At 37.2% G+C, this 22556-nt stretch carries 23 protein-coding genes; 3 read left to right on the top strand and 20 right to left on the bottom strand.

The features are described 5' to 3' along the window. Nucleotide 1: 1 nt before the first annotated feature. The 9 genes from HEQ36_RS07050 to dndC form a co-directional block, all read right to left on the bottom strand. Nucleotides 2–760 (bottom strand): HEAT repeat domain-containing protein, encoded by a 759-nt coding sequence (locus HEQ36_RS07050; protein ID WP_039204618.1) that lies wholly within the window; start codon nucleotides 758–760, stop codon nucleotides 2–4. 35 nt (nucleotides 761–795) lie between these two features. Then, nucleotides 796–1398: an N-acetyltransferase gene (locus HEQ36_RS07045; RefSeq protein WP_290707151.1), complete on the bottom strand. Its 603-nt coding sequence runs from the start codon at nucleotides 1396–1398 to the stop codon at nucleotides 796–798. An 18-nt stretch (nucleotides 1399–1416) separates the two neighbouring features. Next, a complete protein-coding gene (locus HEQ36_RS07040; RefSeq protein WP_168466401.1) occupies nucleotides 1417–1554 on the bottom strand; it encodes a hypothetical protein in 138 nt (45 codons plus the stop codon). A 108-nt stretch (nucleotides 1555–1662) separates the two neighbouring features. Next, a complete protein-coding gene (locus HEQ36_RS07035; protein WP_168635578.1) occupies nucleotides 1663–2064 on the bottom strand; it encodes an ABC transporter permease in 402 nt (133 codons plus the stop codon). Next, the gene (locus HEQ36_RS07030) at nucleotides 2049–3554 is read right to left on the bottom strand and encodes an AmpG family muropeptide MFS transporter (RefSeq protein ID WP_168635577.1); all 1506 of its coding nucleotides are present in this window, start codon (nucleotides 3552–3554) and stop codon (nucleotides 2049–2051) included. The genes HEQ36_RS07035 and HEQ36_RS07030 overlap by 16 nt, the downstream gene beginning before the upstream one ends. Before the next feature lie 36 nt (nucleotides 3555–3590). Continuing rightward, nucleotides 3591–3986: a DNA sulfur modification protein DndE gene (gene dndE / locus HEQ36_RS07025; RefSeq protein WP_168635576.1), complete on the bottom strand. Its 396-nt coding sequence runs from the start codon at nucleotides 3984–3986 to the stop codon at nucleotides 3591–3593. A 91-nt stretch (nucleotides 3987–4077) separates the two neighbouring features. Continuing rightward, nucleotides 4078–4356, bottom strand: a complete 279-nt coding sequence (locus HEQ36_RS07020) for a hypothetical protein (protein ID WP_168635575.1) — start codon at nucleotides 4354–4356, stop codon at nucleotides 4078–4080. Between the two features lie 30 nt (nucleotides 4357–4386). Beyond that, complete coding sequence (gene dndD / locus HEQ36_RS07015) at nucleotides 4387–6375, bottom strand: DNA sulfur modification protein DndD (protein WP_168635717.1); 1989 nt, start codon at nucleotides 6373–6375, stop codon at nucleotides 4387–4389. A gap of 210 nt (nucleotides 6376–6585) precedes the next feature. Further along, nucleotides 6586–8211 carry a DNA phosphorothioation system sulfurtransferase DndC gene (dndC, locus tag HEQ36_RS07010; protein ID WP_168635574.1) on the bottom strand — a complete coding sequence of 542 codons (1626 nt, stop codon included), beginning with the start codon at nucleotides 8209–8211 and terminating at the stop codon, nucleotides 6586–6588. A gap of 180 nt (nucleotides 8212–8391) precedes the next feature. Between dndC and HEQ36_RS07005 the strand changes: the two genes are divergently transcribed. Next, entirely contained in the window at nucleotides 8392–9993 is a 1602-nt protein-coding gene (locus tag HEQ36_RS07005) for a DGQHR domain-containing protein (RefSeq protein WP_168635573.1), read from the top strand. A 102-nt stretch (nucleotides 9994–10095) separates the two neighbouring features. Further along, entirely contained in the window at nucleotides 10096–11286 is a 1191-nt protein-coding gene (locus HEQ36_RS07000; protein WP_168635572.1) for a DNA sulfur modification protein DndB, read from the top strand. A 28-nt stretch (nucleotides 11287–11314) separates the two neighbouring features. Here HEQ36_RS07000 and HEQ36_RS06995 read toward each other — a convergent pair whose 3' ends face one another. From HEQ36_RS06995 to HEQ36_RS06980, 4 genes are all read right to left on the bottom strand, one after another. Beyond that, nucleotides 11315–11776 carry a DNA phosphorothioation-associated protein 4 gene (locus HEQ36_RS06995; RefSeq protein ID WP_168635571.1) on the bottom strand — a complete coding sequence of 154 codons (462 nt, stop codon included), beginning with the start codon at nucleotides 11774–11776 and terminating at the stop codon, nucleotides 11315–11317. 113 nt (nucleotides 11777–11889) lie between these two features. After that, nucleotides 11890–12450 carry a Uma2 family endonuclease gene (locus HEQ36_RS06990; RefSeq protein WP_168635570.1) on the bottom strand — a complete coding sequence of 187 codons (561 nt, stop codon included), beginning with the start codon at nucleotides 12448–12450 and terminating at the stop codon, nucleotides 11890–11892. Between the two features lie 56 nt (nucleotides 12451–12506). Further along, entirely contained in the window at nucleotides 12507–14573 is a 2067-nt protein-coding gene (locus HEQ36_RS06985; protein WP_168635569.1) for an AAA family ATPase, read from the bottom strand. Further along, nucleotides 14570–14743, bottom strand: coding sequence for a hypothetical protein (locus HEQ36_RS06980; RefSeq protein ID WP_015079891.1), 174 nt, complete (start codon nucleotides 14741–14743; stop codon nucleotides 14570–14572). The genes HEQ36_RS06985 and HEQ36_RS06980 overlap by 4 nt, the downstream gene beginning before the upstream one ends. A gap of 442 nt (nucleotides 14744–15185) precedes the next feature. Here HEQ36_RS06980 and uvrB point away from each other — a divergent pair, with 442 nt between their 5' ends. Next, nucleotides 15186–17183 (top strand): excinuclease ABC subunit UvrB, encoded by a 1998-nt coding sequence (gene uvrB, locus HEQ36_RS06975; RefSeq protein WP_041457899.1) that lies wholly within the window; start codon nucleotides 15186–15188, stop codon nucleotides 17181–17183. Between the two features lie 177 nt (nucleotides 17184–17360). Here uvrB and HEQ36_RS06970 read toward each other — a convergent pair whose 3' ends face one another. The 7 genes from HEQ36_RS06970 to HEQ36_RS06940 form a co-directional block, all read right to left on the bottom strand. Beyond that, nucleotides 17361–17972 (bottom strand): hypothetical protein, encoded by a 612-nt coding sequence (locus HEQ36_RS06970; RefSeq protein ID WP_053540430.1) that lies wholly within the window; start codon nucleotides 17970–17972, stop codon nucleotides 17361–17363. Nucleotides 17973–17975: 3 nt separating this feature from the next. Then, on the bottom strand, nucleotides 17976–18323 hold the full coding sequence (locus tag HEQ36_RS06965; protein ID WP_027404595.1) for an STAS-like domain-containing protein: 348 nt from the start codon (nucleotides 18321–18323) through the stop codon (nucleotides 17976–17978). A gap of 18 nt (nucleotides 18324–18341) precedes the next feature. Beyond that, a complete protein-coding gene (locus tag HEQ36_RS06960; protein ID WP_205748468.1) occupies nucleotides 18342–19256 on the bottom strand; it encodes a HAMP domain-containing histidine kinase in 915 nt (304 codons plus the stop codon). Nucleotides 19257–19529: 273 nt separating this feature from the next. Continuing rightward, nucleotides 19530–19943, bottom strand: coding sequence for an alternative ribosome rescue aminoacyl-tRNA hydrolase ArfB (arfB, locus tag HEQ36_RS06955; RefSeq protein WP_039200708.1), 414 nt, complete (start codon nucleotides 19941–19943; stop codon nucleotides 19530–19532). Between the two features lie 293 nt (nucleotides 19944–20236). Beyond that, nucleotides 20237–20488: a hypothetical protein gene (locus HEQ36_RS06950; RefSeq protein WP_168635568.1), complete on the bottom strand. Its 252-nt coding sequence runs from the start codon at nucleotides 20486–20488 to the stop codon at nucleotides 20237–20239. A 74-nt stretch (nucleotides 20489–20562) separates the two neighbouring features. Then, complete coding sequence (locus HEQ36_RS06945) at nucleotides 20563–20832, bottom strand: hypothetical protein (RefSeq protein WP_027404600.1); 270 nt, start codon at nucleotides 20830–20832, stop codon at nucleotides 20563–20565. A 138-nt stretch (nucleotides 20833–20970) separates the two neighbouring features. Further along, on the bottom strand, nucleotides 20971–22506 hold the full coding sequence (locus HEQ36_RS06940) for an HlyD family efflux transporter periplasmic adaptor subunit (protein WP_053540428.1): 1536 nt from the start codon (nucleotides 22504–22506) through the stop codon (nucleotides 20971–20973). Between the last annotated feature and the right edge of the window lie 50 nt (nucleotides 22507–22556).

The following is a 22556-nucleotide window of genomic DNA, read 5'->3' as shown; positions in this document are numbered from 1 at the left end:
GCTAAAACCATCCTTCTTGTTCTAGGGTTTCGATTAATTGTAAACCACGAGGATCTCCTACGCCCAGTAGTGAGGCTTTGGTGTCTGCTCTCACTCCTAAGTCTTTATCTTCGGCAAAAGCTTGGATTAATGCGTCTATAGCTGTGGCATAGACGACGTTAGATGGTAGTTCTTTACAAAGCTGGCCAATTGTCCAAGCGGAGTTACTTCGTACAGCGGCGATGGGGTCTGTAACTAAGGCTTCAATTAGGGCGGGAATTGCGCCGACGATGGCTTCATAACCTACTTCTGTCATCTGTGCTAGGGCGCTGGCTGCCCAGAGACGGACGGCGGGAATATCGGTTCTCAGGGCATTAGTGAGGGGTGCTAAGGAACGGCGATCGCGGCAATTACCTAAAGCCCAGACTATGCCTTTGCGAACATAACCATTAAAATCGCGGTTGAGTTGCATAATTAATGGTTCTACGGCTTCTTTGGCTGGGTTACGTCCGATACCATAAGCAGCACTAACTCGCACTAGGGGACAATTATCTGTTAAAAGATGGATAAGATGAGGTGTTGCTCGTTCATCTTGAATATCACAAAAAGCACGCGCTGCTAACATCCGTTGTTGAGGCTGGGTGTTTTCTAAGAGTACCAGCATTAATTCCGCATCAGGTTTTTCCACTTCTGACTCATCAGTAAGTGGTTCTATTTTATCTAATGGGCTTTCTAGCTCAACTTCAGCATCGAGTAGGCTTAGTTCGTATTCGTCGTACATAATTATTCAACTGTAACCTGTTCCCTGTTCCCTAATTAGAGTGATTTTACCATCCAGAGGGATTGTTCTTGATAACCAAGTTGATGATAAAGATTTAATGCGGGTGTGTTGGAGAGAAATACTTGTAGTCCAATTTGGCGATAGCTGGGCTTGCCGGAGACATCACGTTTTTGTGTAGCCCAATTTTCTACATAAGCCATTAATCCTTTACCAATGCCTTTGCGCCTATATTCTGGGATGACGTACAGGAGAAAGATGTACGGATGGCGATCGCCACTAACCTGATCTATAGCATTCCCCACCCATAAACAAGCTACGGGTGATTGGTAATCGGTGATTGGTAATTGGTGAAGAATTTCCTCCCCCACCTCCCCTACCTCCCCTACCTCCCCCACCTCCCCCACCTCCCCCACCTCCCCTACCGCCCCTACCTCCCCCACCTCCCCCACCTCCCCTACCTCTTTATAGACCCACCATAGGGGGGTATCACGACAGAAGTATTGCTCAACTGTATGTGCTAAGTGGGAAAAGTCTTGATCAGGGAATTGTTCTTGGTAAGTGCGCTGCATGAACTTGACCAAGAGGGCTTTATCGAGGGTAGAACCTTGGCGAAGAGAATAGCCGGGAATGAAATTCAAAATAGACTTATGCCTCAATTACCTAATGATCATGCCAATGGGAGCGGGAGCTACCATATCCGAGGGTAAAAAGATGCGAGCGCTGACTGCTACCAAAGCCAGGGTAAATATCAACACTGCAATCAAAGGGGCAATATATTGACGAAAAATAGCCATGTTTTTGTTTATGAATAAATAGCAACAGTATTAATTCTAGCGAATTCTCAACAATAAATTAGCCAACTTGCACTAAGCAAAATGAATTTGTCTTTTTCTGCCCTAATATTAAGGCTGATCCTGGTCTAATTCATTTAAGACTTTTTCACAGTACCAATTTTCGGGCATTCCCGGAACGTTTTGTTTGGCTTGTTCAATTAGTCTTTCCGCTGCCGCTACGTCCCCAGATAATCTAGCGATGAGGCGATTTTTGAGGTAGTTGCCGGTCACTTCTTCATCTGGTTGGTTGGGGATGCTGGGATTGAGTGCTTGCAGGGGTTCGCGTCGCAGTTGCCAAAATAGGACGTAATAAAGTGTCCCAAAAATTAGGATCAGGCTGATAGTTCCCAGGAGTGTGAGGAAACTAAAAGCCAGATTTTGCAGAACTAATTGTGAGAGGACATAGCCCAGTAATAGACCTGTAACTATTAGAACTAATGTACCGACAATAATAACTACTTGTGTTCCCATATATCTTCTTCTAGTCCTGGTCTGGTGGCTGCTAATACCTTGGGATGCCAAGGGGCAACCATAGGTAATAGTAGCAAACCAGGTAACGCCGCTACAAGAGAGAGTAAGAAAAATGTCGGCCAACCTGTGGCTGTAGCCCAACTACCTGCGGGGGCGGAAAGTACGTCTCGACTGATGGCCATGAGGCTGGAGAATAAAGCAAACTGGGTGGTTGTGAATCGGTGGTTACAGAGACTCATTAAAAAGGCAACTGTAGCGACTGTGACTAATCCAGCAGAGAAGTTTTCGATGTTTACGGCGATGACTAGTAGGGAATAATCTTTTTTATTAGCCACAGCTAGGGCATAATAACCCAAGTTACTGAGTAATTGCAGCGCTCCAAATACCCACAAACTGCGATTTAAGTTAATTTTGGTCATGATTACACCCCCAGCTAATACGCCGACGGTGGTGGCAAGAAATCCCATTCCTGCTTGGATTGCGCCGATTTCGGTTTTTGTAAAGTCTATTTCTCGTAAAAATAAGTTGGCTGTAATGCCGACGAGGGAATCACCTAGTTTATAGAGGAGAATAAAACTGAGTGTTAAGCTGGCTTGTTTGATGCCAAAGCGGTGAAAAAATTCTTTAAAGGGTAGGAAAATAGCTGTTTGTAAGTTTTCAGGCGGACTATCTTCGCTAACTTCATTTAATAGGGAGTTTGGTAATAATACGGATGCAGTTATCCAAGCTACTAATAATCCTGCTAATAACCAATAAAATATAGGTTGGGGAATGAAGCCGACAAAAACGCCAGCTATTAACCCTGCTACTAGTAACGTGATCATGACTATAAAAATCACGTCTTTGCCAGAAATGGGGGCTAGTTGTGTTTTATTTTGTAGTTTGTGTTCTGCGGGCGACCACAAAGTAGTAAATATACTTCCCGCCATAATCACTGCCATGAGCAAATATACGACATTCCAAGGTAAGTAATCTGCTAAGACTAAGGCGAGGGAACTGGTAATAAATAGGGCGATCCGGTAGCCTAATACCCACACAGATGCCCCTGGCTGCGCCTCTAGGGGGTTTAAAATGTCGGTACGGTAGGCATCACCAGCGATATCCTGGGTGGCACTGAGGAAGGTAATAATCAGGCAGTTGATGGCGAGGATTTGTAATATTTGCTCGCTTTGGGCTGGTTGTTGAATGGCAAGGGCAGCGATCGCTAATACTAACCCAATTTGGGTAATAATTAACCACCCTCTTCTGCCACCTAGCAATGGTGGTGTAAATCTATCTAATAGGGGCGACCACAGGAATTTTAAGGAATAAGGTAAACTTAATAACCCAAATAAGGTGATTTTGGCAATATCAACTTTGGCATCTTGCATCCATAGTTGTAGGGTTCTACTGGTCAGGAATAGTGGTAAACCTGATGCAAAACCTAGTAATAATAAAGCACCCATTTTCTGGCTTTGGAATGCCTGTCGGAGTGCTTGAATTTCTTTCATAGAGAATCTTGCCATGTTGGCACAAGAAGTGCAAAATCAGGATTTTACTTTCTTTGTGGCTAGTTCAATTAAATCTTCAATTTTCTTAATATTCTGATCTCCAGCTAGATAACCAATACCGCGATGTAAATGTAAGCGAAATTGCGTAATTAGGGTTTCTCTATCGGTATCTAATCCGTCGTTGTAGCAGCGTTGTTTGAGTGCTAAAAGCAAAATATCGGACATTTCTCCGCCAAAAACCCGCCATGTCAGTTCGACGTTACTATCTTGGGGAATAGGTACGGGGGAAGGTGCGGCGGCTTCTGCAAGGGAACGACAAAACGCCCACCGGCATAATATGTTCCATTGTTCGATTTTGGTGCTGCGTTTGAGTTTTAGGAGTTGTTCTTTGGCTGTTTGGGAAAGTTTGATTCTTTCTATTGGTGATTCCATTTTGGTGATTGGTGATAATAAATTTAAGTCTCACGCAAAGGCGCAAAGACGCAAAGGAAGAAATAAATCAAAAGTTTGAATTTTGCTAATTTTATATAGTTTGTTTATTTTGATTTTGGGCTAGATTACGGACTATGCGATTTAGAAAACTCAGATAATCATCTATTTCTTCATAACTATTTAATTCGTTTTCTTCTTCTGGTGTGAGTTGAGAATTTTGTTGTTTAAAAAGTAATGTTTCAATGCGATTCTGGACATTACTAGAAGCACGAAAGATAGGTGTTCCTTCTTGTAACTCGATTGTGACAGCACCTTCTAAGGGTAAGGTAGCAGGTAAATTATGTAAAGTTGGTAGTAGAGGAATTGTCATATTTAAATCCATGAAATACTAAATAACATTTTACCAAAAATAACCAGGTTTTATTGTGGTTTCTCTTTTGTTGGAGTTATATTGGAGTAGGTATTCGCGGGCTATGGCTTCGGTTTCTTGCAGGTTTTGATATTCTTTTTTGCCGATTTCGGTGTCGGTGGAAAGGAGGATTACTTGATGGCTGGCTGAGGGAAAGTATCTTTCTACTAGGTTGTTTCGGTGGGAGGAGTCGAGTCTTCCTAATGGGGTGTCTATGGCTATGGGTAAGCGTCTTCCTGATACTTTGGCTAATCCCCACAAAAATGCGATCGCTAATAGTTGTTTTTCACCGGCGGAAAGCCGATGTTTGGGGACTTGTTTTCCGTTTAAATCATATAATGATAAGCCGAAGGTTTTACTATCAATAGCTATGCGATGTACTAAGTCTGATTTGTGTAATAAATATAGAAAACAGTTTTTGACTTCTTCTTCTAATTTATTTAATTTTCTCAAAGTCAATCTTTCTCGAAATACTTTTAATGTTTGTTGAACTTTTAATGCAGAATCAATAATATGTTCACTATTTTGATATTTGATATTTTGTACAGTATATTCATTTAGTTCTTGTCTCAATTTTTTGGTTTCTGTATCTAATTCTATCAGTTTTTGAGTCATTATGTCTGACTGAGATTTAATTTTATTAAATTCAGTTTGTGCTTCTTTTACTGCTTTTTGTAGTTTTGTATATTCTTCGGGTGCAGCCGCAGTTTGTACTTGTCTTTCTAAGGTGAGGATTTCTTCTTCATAATTAGTTAATTCATCTAATTGCTTTTGGGCGTTATTTTGGGAAACTTGTAAACGATAGGTTATATTGTCAAGTAAACTTAAACTTTCTTCATCTCCATTTAACCAAGTATTTTCTGTTGATAAGTTATTAGTATATAAGTTATTGATATCTTCAGCTAAAAAAGATTGAATATTAGTAACTTTATTATTTTCCAGATTTAATTGTTGTAGCCAATTTAGTAATCTTTCATCTCTAGCAATTAAGACATCTTTCGCTAATTGAATTTGTTGAGTTTTCAGTTCTTTTTCTCCCTGTCTTTGCACTTGAGATAATAAAGGACTAATTAAGGCTAAAGGTAAAACATCAGCAGCTAGTTCACACAAAGATTCACGAACGTTATTAGCAACTTTAATTTTCTCTTCCTTTTGTTGTTCTAACTGACTACGTTCAGCAGCAATTTTACCACCTTCATTCACAAATCTGTCTAAAGCCTCTTCATGAACTTTTTCTAATTCTGTAACTTGAGTATTTATATCTGCTAGTTTTATCTGATTGTTTTTGTATTCTTCCTGTTTTTCATGGATTCGGGTTTCAATTACTTCTAATTTTGCTAAATCTTTAGTATCTGCAAATTCTCGTCTTTTACGATTTACTAATATTTCTAAATCAATTGCTAATTTATCGGCTAATTCTAAACCCAAAAGTCCGTTAATCGCATCTACAACTATGGGCGGGGGTATTTCCTGTTCTGCAAGTTCTTTAACTTGTTCACCGTCAAAGAGAAATAAATTAGAAATACCTAAAGGTAAAATATTTTCTATATATTCATCCCAAATATTTACTAATGAATCAATTGGCCATGTTTCATCATCTCCTAATATTCCTAAATGGTCTTTTCCATCTTTAGGATTTTTTTCCCAAGTCCGCACAACCCGATATTTTATTGGTCTATCTTCTTCGATATGTTCAAAAACTAATTCTATTCTGGTTTTTTCTGTGGGGGTACTTTTACTATTCACGCATTGGGTGAGAAAATCACTATAACTCAAATTTCCCCTGGTTGAACATTGGGCGCGTTGTCCATATAATGCTAGGCGAATGGCATCCATAAGGGTGGTTTTTCCGCCGCCATTCATTCCCCCTAATAAAATAATTGGGCGGGTGTTGTCTTCGTCAATTTGGGGGTTGAGGTTGATGATTTGTTTACCAGCATAAGGACCGAAGTTTTGCAGGACTAATTCTAGGAAGATCATGGGTTTTTGGGTTGGGTATTCTAGTTTTTTTAAACGAACCACAGAGGCACAGAGGACACAGAGAAAGAGAGAAGGGAGATATTTATCTCGTTCCCTGTCTCTGACAGGGAATGCTGTCAAGAGGCTCTGCCTCGGTTATAATGAGTTGAGGTAGAACCTCAAGATTGGCATTCCCAGCCAGAGGCTAGGAACGAGGGTGGGGAGGATATTCTATTGGTCTGGGTTATCATCTGGGTTCTTTTGTGCATATTTGAAGTTAGCCCAAGTTTGTGGTTTACTCTCTTGTTTTTCGGCGGTATCTCCTAAACTTAATTGTTTGAATTTTTCCCGAATTGTCGCAACATCACCTTCTAATGCTGCTTGTCGTAAATCCCGTTTTAAATGGGCATTTGCGATCGCTTGTTCTGGTGAACGGGAACTTGTATCAAAGCATTTTTCTAGGCTTTCGTAGATACCCACACGGCGAGTTTTTTTCTTGAATTGTCTTTCTGTATCTAATAGTCTGGCCATTAATTCTAGGTGCATTCCGTCACCTTCACAGATTTCTTCTAATACTCCCCATTCATCACTACCAAGTATGCTTTGATCTGCACCAGGACGAGGATCTTTAAATACTTCTCCTGTAACTTCTTCATATATACGGGGTAAACTATCATCAAATTCGTGTTTGTCTTCTAACCATATTCGGCGGATAGCACTTAATTCTTCCATACTAATTAGAGTAATATCACCCATATTTTTAGGTGCTGTTTGCCGGACTTGTATTTGCGCTTTTAGTAATTTTGTCAACCAATATTCTCGCCAATATTTTGTATATGGACCCGGTACTGGTACAACATCTTTTTCTCCTTTTATTTCACGTTCAAATAATTGAACTTGTCCCCAAATTCTTCTAAAATCTCTTTTATCTCTATCATCTTTAACATCTAATTCATTACGAATATCTAGTAGTATCTGCATCCACTCTTTTTCTTCATCATTTTGAATCATTGCCTCCATTGATTTATCTTTATTTACCAATGTACAAACCCAGCATCCAAACCGAGAATCACCACAGCTAGGTGTAGAAGTATCAACAACTAGAGGACATTCATTATCTGCTGTAGCTCCTCTATACATATTAAATAAATCTTTATTATTTCCTCCCCAGGGATTTTTATATTGATTTAGGTATATCCAAACATCGTTATTACCCCAGTCTTCAACGGGGGTATAAATTAGAGAATTTGGTAAACTTGCATTAGGACTAAGCCTATCTCTAACTCTACCTACCTGATGTTTATTCATGGTAGCTGCACGTTTGGAACTTTCCGCTTTACGTGTACCTAAAACAAGAATTGTTTCACCATTAGCCCTCACTATTTGACGAATAAATTGATTAGCCGGATTTATTTTTAAACGTGAAGTACACCAACGAAACTGATTACGAGGTGCTGGGTATCCTTTACCAATAAGATTTACCCAAAAAGAATCTTCAACTACTGGCTCTAGAAGATGCGCTTCAATTGGCATATTCTGTTCTTGAGCAGCTAACCGAATATTGTTGATAGATTTACGAACCCAAGCGGCTACTATAGGATTTTCTACCCCTGTATCAGTTGTAATAACATAGATAGTCTTAGTTCTTTTATTTAGAGGAAGTGAATAGATAGCATTCCAAACAAGCTGCAAGACTGTACTAGAATCTTTGCCCCAAGATACACCTATAATCCAAGGTATCTGATCTAAACAATACAATTCTTGAATTTCTGTAGTCAAAGCTTGAATATCTTCGATTAACTCTGGTACAGTACGATGCGGCTGATTTTTATTTTCTGGCTGTTGTGTTGTAGTCATTTTCCCTTACCTGTGGATACATGAACATAGAATCAATACTTCCCTTTGGGGGCATGAAATCATCTAGTATATAAATAAATCTAAGCTATGCGTGCAGCATATTTTTAAAAATCGCATCCCTAGTATCCATCTTTTTGGACAATAAAGCAAGATTTAGTCACCAAGTTTTCAAAAATTAACATGAATGATAATACAGATACACTCAATAATCAACTCGCTAACGAGTATTTAGAACGGGAAAATCAGGATAAACAGGTATTAGCTTTACTGCTAGACAGGTTTTTAGAGAAAAAAGACCAAATTCTTGTCCAAAAAACAGAAATGGGTGGTACGGAGGCTTATGTAGGTTCTGTGACATTGGAATGGTTCGCGGGACGGGTACATTTTGCGTCTGGTTTACCCCTGCTGCAAAAAAAGTACAACCCAGAGACAGAGAATATTGAAATTGACGCTGATAGTATTGATGAAATTCAACAACGCCCTGTTGATTGGTCGCGTCAAGCACCGTTAGTACAGTATTTAGCAGCGAGGAAAAATCATAAATTTCCGGCTGTGTTGGTGGTAATTAATCAACCTTGGGTAGATAACCCCAAAGCAGCGGAGTGGGATAGTCAAGGACGGGCTAAAAAAGCGACTACTGATTTTATACCTTTAGATAAAGATGGTAAAGTCGGTTTACTGAATATTTCTGAAGACAATGTGACAATTTATGCTTTAGATGGTCAGCATAGATTAATGGGTGTCCAAGGTTTAATGGAGTTAATTAAATCAGGTAAACTCCAACGTTATAAAAAGGATAAAACTGCGGATGATAGTTTTATTACCTTATCTGATTTGATTGAGAAATATCAAGTAGAACCTGCTTATTTACAAAGTTTATCTAAAGAAAAAATTGGCATTGAATTTATTTGTGCGGTGAATACTGGAGAAACTCATACAGAAGCAAAACGACGGGTAAGATCAATTTTTGTTCATGTGAATTTGATGGCTGCACCTTTAACTAAAGGTCAGTTAGCACAATTAAATGAAGATGATGGTTTTGCTATTGTAGCGCGAAAAATTGCCGTTACACATCCACTTTTAGAACAAAAACCAAATCGCAATCCCCGTGTTAATTGGAATAGTGCCACAGTAGCCGCTAATTCTACAGTTTTAACCACTCTGCAAGCCTTACAAGATATGTCTGAAAGATATTTGGGGCAAAAGTTCCCCCATTGGAAACCTTTGGAAAAAGGGTTAATTCCCATGCGTCCAGAAAATGAAGAAATTCAGGAAGGAATTGCAGATTTTAGACTACTTTTTGATCATTTAGCTAATCTTCCCAGTTATAAAATATTGGAACACGAAGATACAACTGTTTTGCGGCGCTTCCATTTTGAAAAAGACGGAGGTGAGGGAAATATGTTATTTCGTCCAGTTTCTCAAGTTGCTTTAGCGCAAGCTTTGGGAACTTTGGTGTTTAAAAAAGATTTTGCTTTGACGGATATTTTTAAGAAGTTGGAGAAATTTGACCGTCAAGGGGGTTTTAGTAGTATGGAATATCCTCACTCTTTATGGTATGGGGTTTTATATGACCCCAATAAAAAGCGGGTACAGGTAGTAGGAAAAGATTTAGCTGTGAAGTTATTTATTTATATGTTGGGAGGAATGACTGAAAAAATGGAAGTTACGGCTTTACGTAAAGCTTTAGCTAATGCTAGGACAATGGAGGAACAAACTATAGGTTTTGATGGAAAGTTGGTAAAACCCCAGGATGTAGGACTTCCAGTTATACTGAGTTAGACAAGTTAGCGAGTAATATCACTCTGTGGTTTTTACGGATGTTCAATACCACCGATCTTGTTTACTATGTTTTTTAACATCGCTAAGTGTATCAACATTTATATGACTCAATTGAACGAAGAAAACAACAACGATATTACTCCTGAAGTGAAAGCTCAGTTTAGCTCATTTATAGCTCCATTCTTCTCTAAATACCATCGTGATAGGTGCTATTTAGGACTGAGATTGACACATGGAAACAGGACTATGCTACAAATTAATGTCCCTGCTGGTGACTTTTCTGGACTTTTGCAAGCTAAACCTTCAAGTGGTAATGATCCTGATTCTGGTAAGAATCGTCCAGAAGTTAAAGGCCATGCAGAAGAAATTAAAAAATACATTATCGAACGTGCTAAAAAACAAAAACCTTGGATTGTGGGAACATTAACAGCAAATGTTTCCCCAAAAGAGATCACTTTTTTAGAATTTGATAGAGATTTTGGCTTAGTTGTTATTCGCAGAGGAGTGAAGCTAGACATTACTGATGGACAACATCGAAAACGTGCAATTCATGAATTAATAGAAAGTGCTGATAGTTACTTAATTAAAGATGACAATTTTTCAATAACTTTAGTTTTAGAAGGAGATTTTCAACAGTGTCAGGCAGATTTTAGAGATATGGCACAAACTAGACAGCTTGATAAATCTTTATTGCTGTCATTTGGTGAATTTTCTGGTAGAGTCGGCATTAGTAAAGAGTTAGTAAGCCGGGTGTCATTATTTAAGGGGAAAACAGAGAAAATTAAAGCATCACCTTCAACTAAAAATAATCTAATTTACACAATGAACTACATCGCTAAATTTGTAAGTTGTGTATTTAGTAATGATATGATGAACCAATTAAAAGAGATAGATGTAGATAGCACATCTGATACTTTGGTTACTTGCCTAAATCAGTTTTTCTCAGAATGTAGTAATACAGAATATATAGCTTCACTCAGTGTATCTGAATTAACAAATGATGAAGTTGCTGCATTTAAAGACGATTGTTTATTGGGTGTAAGTGTAGGATTAGAAGTTTTAGGTCGCTTACTATACTGGTCTTATGATGCTGAAGAAAATTATTTTGATTCAGAAAAAATTTCTCAACTAGCAAGTTTAAACTGGTCAAGAGAAGATGAAGTTTGGAGAGATAATATAGTTAGAATTGAATCCCAACCCAAAAATTCAAGCAAGCCTTATAAAATATCAGCGACTGCTGGTGCTGTTACAGACGCAGTAAAGGCAGTAAAAAATAAATTGGGATGGGTATGAATGATTAACTATTTACTTTAGAAAAGGCTTAGGAGAGGAATTTACTTAAATCAAATTCCTCCGTTTCTTCATGAGTATTTATTTTTTGATACTTGAGAAATAATAAAATTCGTTCTGAATAATCTACCGCACCTCTCAACTCATTTTGTAATATTTCTAGTCCACCATTAGCATATTCTTCAAAAGTATGAATACGTTGATCATCAGATGTTTCATCATCACCTAAAATTTTTATATCTTGTATTTCGGTGATAGCTAATAAATTAATTAGCATAGTGAAGCTACTAGGAAAATAATCCTGTCGTAAAGGGGATAAATCCTTAGAACTTCCTTCTAACGGAACTCGCTTTTTATACTTGACTCCTAATGATGCTGCAAATACCATCACTTCTACATAAGTCTGAAAAATCCCACTTGTATCTTTGGAAGCTACTAACGACTTCACCAACTCAGCCTTATCTTGAGCAATTTTGATTCTATTTGCAGCCATAATTATAAAATATACACCCTTAACATCATAAACCAAAGCTAACTTACTAATACCACAATCTTATCTTCTTCTTTGCGTCTTTGCTCTTTAGCGTCTCTGCGCGAAACAAAAAATCAAAAAACATCCTCATAAACCAAAGAAAGAGGAAAAGTAAAATCAACACTAACTAAATGTACATTATCACCTTCAACAAAAGGATGTAACTCCCATAAACCCCTATCATTCAACCGAAAACAATCCAAACCGATTTTATCAGCACTAATTAAAACATATTCTTGCAAAGATTCAATCCGTCTATACTGCTGAAACTTTCCCCCCCTATCATAAGCTTCCGTACTAGGAGAAAGCACCTCAACAATTAAGCAAGGAAATTGAATAAACTTAATAGCTTGTTTATCCCGTTCATCACAACTTACCATGACATCAGGATAATGAAACGGACCATTTTGCGATATACCCACTTTAGCATCTGCCATAAAAGGACGACAATTACCACCCCGCAAATGATTTTTTAACCCAGAAGCCAAATTTAAAGCAATAGTAGTATGGGGAATAGTTCCCCCAGTCATAGCAAAAACTTCACCATTGATATATTCATATTTAATATCCTGTTGTTCCTCCCATTCCAAATACTCCAGAGGACTCATATAACTTTTCTCAAAATTAAAAACCATTTCTTTCTTCCTTTGCGCCTTTGCTTCTTAGCGACTTTGCGCGAAACAAAAATTATTTATTCAACCTCAACAATTTCCGTATATTCAAAACCATTCAAACTCTGTCGAACCAAAGCATATCTTTCTCTCCCCAACTCAATAAAATCCTGTTCACAATTAGGCTTAGAAGAATAATAAACCAAAACATATTCCTTCCCAATCTTATCAGCAATTTCCTCCTCAACCTCAACCCGCCACTGAGTCTTAGTCACCAACACAACCAACTGATTTGCTAACTTAGGAATAGTTCGCGCAATGTGACGACGAGAATTAGCATCTAAACTCCCAAAAGGAGAATCCATAACAATAGGAAAAGTGCTACTATCAGGAACCATCATCATTTTCCGCTTCTCACTCCAGTCACGCACCTTATCAATAATACTAGCGATAAAAGATAAACTGAGAATTTGATTTTCTCCCGTAGAAGCTGCGACTGGTGCTTCAAATCCCGTCGTATTTTCCACCAAACTCAACTCATACTTTTCGCTAATTTTGGGAACATAAGGAGTAAAAGAAATATCTGAGAAAATTTCCTGTACCCGCTGTTCCAATTGGAGACGAAATTGATTTTCTTGACGGTTTTTAACTTCCGATAATCTGTCAATTGCATCTTGAGTAGCATTAATGCGACGCTGTGCTAAAGATTGTTTTTCCTCATTTTGTTTTTGCTTAGATATTTGTTTTATCAAAGCATCAATAGCTGTTTTTAGATGAGAAACTTCCTGTTGATTTGCACCTTGTTCTCGATTTAAGTCATCAATTTTAGCTTCAATTTCATCAAGACGTTTTTGTAAACTACTAATTTCCTCATTGGGATCTTTTCGGAGTTGTTCTTGAATAGTTGCTAATTCCAATTCAACTTGATTAAGATTTTCTCGTAACTGTTGAATTCGTACTTGTTCCCTGTCCGCTTCTTCCCAAAAAGCAACTGCTTGTTTATCAATTTCATCAACTTGCGCGCTCATTCTAATTGCGGTTTCTTCTACAGTCGAAGAACCAGATTTTCTCATTAAATTCTTGACATGAAAATGGGTGTGAGTTCCTTCCCTTAAATCTGCACCACAAATACAACGTCCAGTATTGAGTAAATCATTGATAAATTCCCGCGAAATTCCCGCAGTTAATTCACCTTTTTGTTTTAAATCTGTAAATATTTCCCGAAACTTAGCGGTAGTTTCCGATAACAGAACAGTATAACCCCGTGCGGAAATAACCTTTTTCAAATTCTCCCGTGTTTTTTTCAACTCTTCCCGCAAACTATCTTTTTGAGATTCTAAACTTTGCTTTCTTTCCTGTAATTCTTTAACAGCACTCAATTCTCGTAACTTATTACTAACTTCCTTTTTGAAAGTCTGTTGATATTCCAACTCTTGATTTATTTCCGTTTGACGTTTATTAATATTGTCAATTTCCAGTTCTTGCTTTTCTTGCTGATTCAACAACTGTTTAGTTTCCGCGTCACCAATATGTTTTAACTCAGTTTCTAAACTCTTCTTAGCATCTTTCAAGTGTTTAATCGAAAGTTCAATAACTTCCACACCCAAAAAAGTTCTAATGGCTTCAGAAATTTCCGCTTTATTATCAGAACGGACAATTTCTTCAATGCGTTCACCGTCAAAGAAAAAATATTGATGTAAACTTGCTGGTAAAATCTGAGTAATAATTTCCTCAGCTTGTTGAAGAGGAAAATACCATTTTCCATCATCTCCAGCAACTTGAATTTTCAACTGAGTTTTCCCAGCTTCAATCACATCACTTTCATTTTTATAAACCCGACAACCACGAGTAGCGCGATAACGATTACCTTCATGTTCCCAACCAACTTCCACCCAACATTCCACAGGTTGACTAGGTTGAGATTCTGAAATTGCGCGTTTATTTACTAACTGTTCCGTTGACGCAAAAGCCGCACTAAATTTTTCATATAAAACCCAAGTAAACGCATTCAAAATACTAGTTTTACCTGCGCCATTACTACCATAAATCATAGTAGTATTGCGAACATCTCCACCAGCTAAAGTTATCTCTGGGGTTTTCCCATAAAAAGAACGAAAATTACATAATTTAATCGAAGTTAGCTTCATTGTACCGCTTCCTTCACAATAGTGAGAATATCATCATTAATATGACCCTTACTCTTTCTATCTAATCGGCTTTTCTCCAACCTCCATACCTTCTCAATAATTTGCTTCACCTCCGGTGGTGCGCTGGTAATTGGTTCTTGAACATCTTCAATATTTGCTTCTGGTATCATTTCAAAACAGCAATAGATTTATTTTCTATTTTAACCAGTTCTGATACTATAGATATAACCCACGCAAAAATTCTCTAAAACCTTTATTCCTTAGGGACAGAATAACAATCATCCATATTTATCTGCGTTTATCTGCGTTTATCTGCGTTCAATTATTCCAAAAATCTTAATTTGCTATCATTCCTATGTAATTACAAGTATAAATTGATATTTAAGTAAAAAAATTTTCTTTTTTTAAAGTTTTGGGGGTTGACTTGCGCCGCTAGGGGTGATATTTTGATAATGGGAATGTGTGCCTCAATAAAAATTTTATCACCACTCCATTATATTAATATAGCACATCGCCGGCGATGTTGCAAGCCAAACCCCGAAAAAAAAAATTTCGCGCCAAACGTAAAACTGAGAAATTGTGTAGAATTGCTAGGTGTAACGTTGAAGCTAGATAATGGATTTTAATCTGCAAGCGCCTTTTGTCCCGACCGGTGATCAACCACAAGCGATCGCACAACTTTCTGCTAGTATTCAAACAGGAAATCATTATCAAACATTACTGGGTGCGACAGGAACCGGTAAAACATTTTCCATAGCCGCAGTCATTGAAAAAGTCGGTAGACCTACCTTAGTATTAGCCCATAATAAGACATTAGCCGCCCAGTTGTGTAACGAACTGCGGGAGTTTTTTCCTCATAATGCAGTTGAGTATTTTGTCAGTTATTACGATTACTATCAACCCGAAGCATATCTACCCGTTACTGATACTTATATAGAGAAAACATCAGCGATAAATGAAGAAATAGATATGTTACGACATTCCGCCACTCGTTCCTTATTTGAACGCAAAGATGTGATTGTTGTGGCTTCAATTAGTTGTATTTACGGTTTAGGAATGCCGGCGGAATACCTGAAAGCCGCAATTCGATTACAATTGGGAATGGAAATTGATCCACGTCAAGTTTTACGAGATTTAACCGCAGTTCAATATACTCGGAATGATATCGAAATGGGGAGAGGAAAATTTCGAGTTCGTGGTGATGTTTTAGAAATTTCTCCTGCTTATGAAGATAGAATTATTAGAGTTGAATTCTTTGGGGATGAAATTGATGCAATTAGATATGTAGATCCTGTTAGTGGGGAAATTCTCCACAGTTTAGAAGCAGTAAATATCTACCCAGCGCGTCACTTTGTTACTCCTAAAGAAAGAGTAGAAATAGCTTGTGAAGATATAGCCACCGAATTAAAACAGCAACAATTAACATTAGAATCAATGGGTAAATTAGTGGAAGCACAACGCATTGATCAACGCACCCGTTATGATTTAGAAATGTTAAGAGAAGTGGGATATTGTAACGGTGTAGAAAATTATTCTCGCCATTTAGCCGGAAGACAAGCAGGAGAACCACCAGAATGTTTAATTGACTATTTTCCTAAAGATTGGTTATTAGTGATAGATGAATCTCATGTTACTGTTCCCCAAATTCGCGGAATGTATAATGGAGATCAAGCGAGGAAAAAAGTATTAATAGATCATGGTTTCCGGCTTCCCAGTGCTGCGGATAATCGTCCTTTACAAGCCGAAGAATTTTGGCAAAAAGTCAATCAATGTATTTTCGTTTCTGCGACTCCAGGAAATTGGGAATTAGAAATTTCGGAAGAGAATATTATTGAACAAGTAATTAGACCGACGGGAGTAATTGACCCAGAAATATTTGTGCGTCCCACGGAAGGACAAATTGATGATTTATTAGGAGAAATAAAAGATCGAGTTGACCGTCAAGAAAGAACGTTAATTACTACATTAACTAAACGCATGGCGGAAGATTTGACTGAATATTTAGCAGAGAGGGGAATTAAAATCAGATATTTACATTCAGAAATTAATTCCATTCAACGGATTGAGATTTTACAAGATTTGCGAAATGGTGTTTTTGATGTGTTAGTCGGTGTAAATTTATTGCGGGAAGGTTTGGATTTACCCGAAGTTTCGTTAGTTGCAATTATGGACGCAGATAAGGAAGGATTTTTGCGGACTGAACGTTCTCTAATTCAAACTATCGGCCGCGCAGCCCGTCACATTAGAGGAAAGGCAATTTTATATGCTGATAAATTAACAGGTAGTATGATTAAAGCCATTGATGAAACTGATAGAAGAAGAGGAATTCAAACGGCTTATAATAAACTGCATGGAATTACACCGCAACCGATTATCAAAAAACAAACTAATTCAATTTTATCATTTTTAGATGCCTCTCGTCGTTTAAATGCAACTGATTTAAAAATGGTTGATGAACATTTAGATGAATTATCGGTGGAAGATATTCCAGAGTTAATTACAATTTTAGAAAAACAGATGAAGGAAGCAGCGAAGAAGATGGAATTTGAGGAAGCTGGAAAATTGCGCGATCGCATTAAGCATCTTCGAGATAAAATGTTAGGACGTTAGAAAGCTGGAAAATTGCGCGTTAGCCTTGCGCTGCGTCAGCAATCGCATTAAGCATTTGCGAGATAAAATGTTAGGACGTTAGAAAGCTGGAAAATTGCGCGTTAGCCTTGCGCTGCGTCAGCGATCGCATTAAACATCTGCGAGATAAAATGTTAGGAAGATAACATAAATGTATAATTAACGCCTTACTAACTTCTTTTGCATAGCAGCATCTTGAATAACATATTTATTGCTAGTAAACACCTGAATACCTGGAACAACACTATAATCCATATCATCAGTAATAATCTTAACTGTTCCTGCTCCTGCTTTGCTAATAGCTTCAAGCATCAGCAAATCATAACCATCAACTGCTTGAGTGGTAAATCGGTTAATAGCAGCATCAGTTGTTGCGTCATCTACTGTTAAATCAATAGGAATTGCAATTTTTTTGATTCGTCGCCAAGTAAACTGAACTTCAGCGACTACATTAGCTCTTTCTGTTGGATAATCATGACGGTATTTCTTAAAGTGTAAATATCCATTAGATTGAACATAAATATCATATTCTGTTTTCTCAATAATATGAGCAAGTTCAGCTAAAGTGAGTCCAGAATAAGTAAGAGTAGCTCCATTTTGGCGTGTTTTGTTGATATAGTTGGGATAATCTGTAATTTGGTAACGTTTAGCCGTAAATGCAGCATTTGTATAAGTTTGCCAAAACCAGATGTTGGTATCTACAAAGAAAATGTCACTTTGCTGTGGGGTATCAGTTTTGATATCTATGATATCAGCTTGAATAATCGCCATACTTCAAAAACTTGCAGCCATATCTGTTATCACCGTATCCACAGCATTACGATATTTTTCATCAGAGTAATAACGTTTAGCTCTAGTCATTACGTGATTAATAACATCCCATCCATCAGCATTGAGAGAAGTAAATTCAAGCAATTGATTCAACTTCTCAGATGGGATATCTTTTAACAATTGACCAAATGCAAAATTCACAAATGGAGATGCAAAAACCTTCACTCCTGCAAAATCTAACTCCACAGTTTCATCAGTTAGTAAACATGGATGAATCTGATCATATAACTTTTGTCCACCATCAGGAGTGATGGCATACTCGCCAACTATATCGTAAACTTTATACATCATGTCCTTATCTCCCTCTCTCTAAAGCTTCAGCTTCTTGAGTTTAGGAACTTCTGAAGCTAAACAGTAGTATTTTTCATCACATCGAAAAGCTATATTGACTAGCGTTCCCGAAAAGTTAGTACAAACGTTTTCGTATTTAACTCCATTATCTCCTATATTGACATAGCTGTCATTACTGAAAATCATCAGAGTTCCATGATTTTTTTGGACAAATTCCTGTAGTATGTGTAAACCTTCACCCTGGCGGATACCTTGCTGCTTGGTGCTATTTCCCGGCTCAAATGCCCACTTTAAAGCCTCAATAGATGTCATTGCTGCATTTTCGGGTAAAGTACGAACACTATTAGGGATACCAATTCCAAAGTCAACCACCGTTAACTGAAGAGTACCTGACTCAGGATAATGTTGACCGCAACTAAATACACCTATTGAAGATTGGCTATGTTCAAAGGCATTAAAATATATTTCTACAACTTTACCTGCGATTGCATCCTGTAATCCAGGACTGATATTAACCCAACCTTTACCTAGCCATTTATATCCTAAGTAGTCAGCTATGGCTATAGGGTCGTGTTGAGTATCACTTCGATAAGGTACGGAGTTACCATCCCAAGGTTTCTGATTGTAGCCAAAATCATAGAGGAACCCATTTTGAGCCAAATTCATCCGAATTTTGTCTATAAGTGTATTCCAGTGAAAAATGACATTTCCACCCCTGTATGCAAATAGGCGAACTATTCCCCCTAAAAAGGTAACACCGATGTGTCCAAGGAATTCGCAATAGTGGAAATCAATTATCAGTTCCAAGCAGTATTCAGGGAGTTGCAATATCTCATACCAGTCTTTCAAAAGCATCTCTACATGACGCGGATAGTCTTTTATTGTATCCACATACAGAACGGGTGGTTGATTTTTGGTAATTACTAATGACAAAACAACTCCAAATAATTATGATTCTCTATAATTTTGACAATTAGAGCCAATAATACTAGATTTCATAACCTCATTGGTTATTTTTGGCTAGAGTAGTATATTTTTATTCTTCGCATTAAACATCTGCGCGATAAAATGTTAGGACGTTAATATATAATATATGGTATTTGTTGTTTAACGAACCACAGAGGCACAGAGGACACGGAGGAGGAGGGGATGTTTTTATTTTATTTAGGATTTCTGTATATTAGCATTACAGTAATAGTGTCGTGATTATTCTGTGATTTTTCCTCTAGTCAATTTAATTTGTCCCCGCTTGTTTTTACTATCAAGACGTTTTCTTTGAGAACTGCGACTTGGTTTTGTCCGTTTGCGTTTTCGAGGTAACACAGATACACTTTTAATCAGTTCTTGAAGTCGTCTGAAAGCTTCCTCTTTGTTCTGTTCTTGACTGCGATATTCCTGCGCTTTAATAACCACAACTCCCTCAAGGGTAATGCGATGATCTTTCAACTTCAAAAGCCGTTCCTTATAGATTTCTGGTAAGGAAGAAGCCCCAATATCAAAGCGCAAATGAATAGCAGTAGCCACCTTATTAACATTTTGACCACCTGCACCCTGGGAACGAATTGCACTAATTTCAATATCGCTATCAGGAATAATTACTGTCTGAGAAATTTCTATCATTTAAGTAGGTTAGCATTGAAAATCGTCGTTATGGCAAGGCAAGAGGCACTCATCCAAGAGGCAAGAGTGAAGAGGGTTTGGGCGATTTTACTTTTCTTTACACAGATTGGTTTTATTGTGTTCACCTACTTATTATATGCAGTAATTCATATCTATAATCCTAGATTATAACATACAGCAGTTTTCATATAACTGTAAACAATTATCAGCAAGAACAACAAAAAAGAGGAAGTTTTTACTTCCTCGGAGATAAGCGGTGGGGTGTAAAGAAAAAATAACCACCTAATAATTGTTCACAATACTAAATAGACAGCACTTCTAGCCAGATCAAGAGTAAAAATCTTATTATCGTAGAAACTCAATGGACCACGATATGCTGTTTCCAAGTTATTTATACCATCATAAACAGTCGTTAAAGCAACATCACGTCCACCCAAGAAAGGTAAAGGTATAATACCAGTACCTAAAATTTGTTGTATTTGCCCTGAATTTAAGTCATCCAAAAATATCTTTTCCTGCAAGTCAGAAATTATGATTGTAGCCATGATCTTATTTCCCTATTAAACAGTGAACAGTTTTGGTAAATGTGACAAAATCGCCCTTGAATATGCGGAAATAATTAACGATTTACCCAAGCATTAACTGTCCGAGCATAATCTATCGTATTAAATTTATTATCATGAAAGCTACCGGCTCCTTCATAAGTTGTTGAGATGGTATTTACACCATCATAAACAGTGGTTACAAAAACATTAGGACTTAGCCCTAGAGGGGGATAAAACCCTCCTAAACCTCTTCCTAATAAAACATACAATTCTGGTGGCATTAAATCATCAATAAAGGTTAATAAATGACTAGGATATAGGTCATTTATCACTATTTTCTTCATTGTCTTACCCTCTCATCTTTAGTAATTTCAACTATTTCATTCTGACATTTTTCTCTTAAAAATAATCAAAAAGTTGCATATTAAAGCCTTTAAAAAAAGACATAACTTATTAAATTATGTCTTTGATACTAATTTTATTTAAAGCTCTAAACCACTCTTTTGCAACTTCTTGAATGGATCTAAGATAAAGTCAATAACATGACGCTGACGAATGATTACTTCCGCACTTGCTGTTTGTCCAGAGGTAATAGGAATCCGTTTGTTACCGACTTGAATATAAGGATTTTCTAAAGCGATATCTAATTCATAAGTTTCTATGCGGTTAGAACTATTTTCTTGAACTCTAGAGTTAGGTGAAATCCAACTAATACGTCCTGACACAATTCCGTATTCTTGGAAAGGATAAGCATCAAATTTAATTTTGACTGGCATTCCTGCCTTGACAAAACCACTATTTTGACTAGGCATACGTGCCTTCAGGATCAAGGGAGCATTTTCGGGAGCAATTTGAGCAATCATTTGTCCTACTTGGACAACAGAACCAGATTTTTTAATAGGTAATTCAAAAATTATTCCATCAATAGGAGAACGGATAGTTCGCTGTTTTAGTTGTAAATTTAAGGCTGTAATCTGTCCTTTTGTCTGCATCATTTCTGATTTAAGGGAAATGATTTGATTTTGAATGTCTTTAAACTGTTCTTGACTTTTTAATAAAATTAATTCTCCGCCTTTTAGAGAACTTTTATAACTACTTTCTTCTTCTTGTAACCGTAGTTTTGCCTGTTCAATATCTGATCTAACTTGATTCATTAGTGACTGATAACGACTGACTTCCTCCTTTAGTTTTAACTTTGCTGTTTGCAGATTAAATTTTGCTTCTTCTTGAGAACGTTGACTTTCTTCAGCAATTTTTTCTAATTCTATTATTTTAGTTTGAGCAATTATTCCTTCCTTTAATAGCAGACGATAACGTTGAACTTCCGAAATATCTCGACGTAAGCGACTTGTAGCTAATCTGTAGTTAGTTTGATTAGATTGTATATTCTGTTTTGCCTGATCAATTTGAGCTAATTTTTCCAAATCTTGGAAATTATAAGCACTTTTTTTAGTCTCAAATGTTTGTTTAGCTTGATTAAGTTGAGCAATTTTTTCTAATGATTGAGATTGGTTTTGCTGACGTTGAATATTAATTGACATTAAGACTTGATTTTTTAATATCTCTAGTTGAGATTGGCGATTAATCAACCCCTCTAATTTAGATTGTGCTTGTTGAATTTCTGTTTGTAAAACATCAGATTCCATTGCTAATAAAACTTGTCCAGCTTTAACAGTTGCTCCTTCTTTAACATTGACATTAACAACACTACCAGTTACCGCACTATCTAATTTTTGTGTTGCTCCTTTGGGTTCTATTCTCCCACTAGCATTACCTGTTTCATCAACTTTAGTTAACATTGCCCAAGGCAAAATAATGGTAGCAAAACTAACTAGTAAATACAACATGGAACGAGTCCATGCTTTTGGTAAAGCATCTAATAATTCCTCTGTGCCATAAAACCAATCCTTGGCTTTATCTAATATCTGGATTTGCTGGTTTGTTATTACAGCAGTAGATTCAGGTTGATGCTGCGGCTTTATAGTAGTAGTTGGTTGGGTGTAAACTGACTGTGGCATAAATAATTAGAGAATTTTGGTTATATATCCCCGACTTCTTCAAGAAGTCG

Origin of the sequence: Anabaena sp. 54 (assembly GCF_017355725.1) — a bacterium.
GTDB classification, from domain to species: Bacteria; Cyanobacteriota; Cyanobacteriia; order Cyanobacteriales; family Nostocaceae; genus Dolichospermum; species Dolichospermum heterosporum.
Note: the sequence above shows the minus strand (reverse complement) of the source record. Positions and strands in the feature narration are given on the sequence as shown.

Bases quoted from the DNA above. Each gene is read 5' to 3' on its own strand.
- HEQ36_RS07050 (WP_039204618.1), bottom strand. From the start codon at position 760: ATGTACGACGAATACGAACTAAGCCTACTCGATGCTGAAGTTGAGCTA.
- HEQ36_RS07040 (WP_168466401.1), bottom strand. From the start codon at position 1,554: ATGGCTATTTTTCGTCAATATATTGCCCCTTTGATTGCAGTGTTGATA.
- HEQ36_RS07035 (WP_168635578.1), bottom strand. From the start codon at position 2,064: ATGGGAACACAAGTAGTTATTATTGTCGGTACATTAGTTCTAATAGTT.
- HEQ36_RS07030 (WP_168635577.1), bottom strand. From the start codon at position 3,554: ATGAAAGAAATTCAAGCACTCCGACAGGCATTCCAAAGCCAGAAAATG.
- dndE (WP_168635576.1), bottom strand. From the start codon at position 3,986: ATGGAATCACCAATAGAAAGAATCAAACTTTCCCAAACAGCCAAAGAA.
- HEQ36_RS07020 (WP_168635575.1), bottom strand. From the start codon at position 4,356: ATGACAATTCCTCTACTACCAACTTTACATAATTTACCTGCTACCTTA.
- dndD (WP_168635717.1), bottom strand. From the start codon at position 6,375: ATGATCTTCCTAGAATTAGTCCTGCAAAACTTCGGTCCTTATGCTGGT.
- dndC (WP_168635574.1), bottom strand. From the start codon at position 8,211: ATGACTACAACACAACAGCCAGAAAATAAAAATCAGCCGCATCGTACT.
- HEQ36_RS07005 (WP_168635573.1), top strand. From the start codon at position 8,392: ATGAATGATAATACAGATACACTCAATAATCAACTCGCTAACGAGTAT.
- HEQ36_RS07000 (WP_168635572.1), top strand. From the start codon at position 10,096: ATGACTCAATTGAACGAAGAAAACAACAACGATATTACTCCTGAAGTG.
- HEQ36_RS06995 (WP_168635571.1), bottom strand. From the start codon at position 11,776: ATGGCTGCAAATAGAATCAAAATTGCTCAAGATAAGGCTGAGTTGGTG.
- HEQ36_RS06990 (WP_168635570.1), bottom strand. From the start codon at position 12,450: ATGGTTTTTAATTTTGAGAAAAGTTATATGAGTCCTCTGGAGTATTTG.
- HEQ36_RS06985 (WP_168635569.1), bottom strand. From the start codon at position 14,573: ATGAAGCTAACTTCGATTAAATTATGTAATTTTCGTTCTTTTTATGGG.
- HEQ36_RS06980 (WP_015079891.1), bottom strand. From the start codon at position 14,743: ATGATACCAGAAGCAAATATTGAAGATGTTCAAGAACCAATTACCAGC.
- HEQ36_RS06970 (WP_053540430.1), bottom strand. From the start codon at position 17,972: ATGGCGATTATTCAAGCTGATATCATAGATATCAAAACTGATACCCCA.
- HEQ36_RS06965 (WP_027404595.1), bottom strand. From the start codon at position 18,323: ATGATGTATAAAGTTTACGATATAGTTGGCGAGTATGCCATCACTCCT.
- arfB (WP_039200708.1), bottom strand. From the start codon at position 19,943: ATGATAGAAATTTCTCAGACAGTAATTATTCCTGATAGCGATATTGAA.
- HEQ36_RS06950 (WP_168635568.1), bottom strand. From the start codon at position 20,488: ATGGCTACAATCATAATTTCTGACTTGCAGGAAAAGATATTTTTGGAT.
- HEQ36_RS06945 (WP_027404600.1), bottom strand. From the start codon at position 20,832: ATGAAGAAAATAGTGATAAATGACCTATATCCTAGTCATTTATTAACC.
- HEQ36_RS06940 (WP_053540428.1), bottom strand. From the start codon at position 22,506: ATGCCACAGTCAGTTTACACCCAACCAACTACTACTATAAAGCCGCAG.